Origin of the sequence: Evansella vedderi (assembly GCF_030813435.1) — a bacterium.
Classification (GTDB): domain Bacteria; phylum Bacillota; class Bacilli; order Bacillales; family Salisediminibacteriaceae; genus Evansella; species Evansella vedderi.
The window spans coordinates 1-1,195 of record NZ_JAUSUG010000060.1 but is presented as its reverse complement, the minus strand read 5'-3'; the positions used below and the strand labels follow the sequence as shown (position 1 = coordinate 1,195).

At 53.0% G+C, this 1,195-nt stretch carries 1 rRNA gene; it reads left to right on the top strand.

The window, feature by feature from the left end:
• Nucleotides 1–1,195: ribosomal RNA gene (locus J2S74_RS27270) — 23S ribosomal RNA — on the top strand; the annotation flags it as partial.

Here is a 1,195-nt window from a genome sequence, read left to right as displayed (position 1 = left end):
GTTGTTGTAGACCCGAAACCGTGTGATCTACCCATGTCCAGGGTGAAGTCCAGGTAACACTGGATGGAGGCCCGAACCCACGCACGTTGAAAAGTGCGGGGATGAGGTGTGGGTAGGGGTGAAATGCCAATCGAACACGGAGATAGCTGGTTCTCCCCGAAATAGCTTTAGGGCTAGCCTCGAGGGAAGAGTATTGGAGGTAGAGCACTGATTGGACTAGGGGTCCCCACAGGATTACCGAATTCAGTCAAACTCCGAATGCCAATTACTTATCCTCGGGAGTCAGACTGCGAGTGCTAAGATCCGTAGTCAAGAGGGAAACAGCCCAGACCATCAGCTAAGGTCCCCAAGTATACGTTAAGTGGAGAAGGATGTGGAGTTGCTTAGACAACCAGGATGTTGGCTTAGAAGCAGCCACCATTGAAAGAGTGCGTAATAGCTCACTGGTCGAGTGACTCTGCGCCGAAAATGTACCGGGGCTAAACGTATCACCGAAGCTATGGATTGTCCTTACGGACAGTGGTAGGGGAGCGTTCCAAGGACAGTGAAGCATGACCGGAAGGACATGTGGAGTGCTTGGAAGTGAGAATGCCGGTATGAGTAGCGAAAAGAGGGGTGAGAATCCCCTCCGTCGAAAGCCTAAGGTTTCCTGAGGAAGGCTCGTCCGCTCAGGGTAAGTCGGGACCTAAGCCGAGGCCGAAAGGCGTAGGCGATGGCAAACAGGTTGAAATTCCTGTACCACCACGTCACCGTTTGAGCAAAGGGGGGACGCAGGAAGGTAGGGTAAGCGCACTGATGGATATGTGCGTCCAAGCAGTTAGGCTGACAAGTAGGCAAATCCGCTTGTCGTAAAGGCTGAGCTGTGATGGCGAGGGAAATTATAGTACCGAAGTTCCTGATCCTACACTGCCAAGAAAAGCCTCTAGTGAGGTGACTGGTGCCCGTACCGCAAACCGACACAGGTAGGCGGGAAGAGAATTCTAAGACGCGCGGGAGAACTCTCGTTAAGGAACTCGGCAAAATGACCCCGTAACTTCGGGAGAAGGGGTGCTCTATTAGGGTGTATGCCCGAGAGAGCCGCAGTGAATAGGCCCAAACGACTGTTTATCAAAAACACAGGTCTCTGCTAAGCCGTAAGGCGACGTATAGGGGCTGACACCTGCCCGGTGCTGGAAGGTTAAGAGGAGGGGTTATC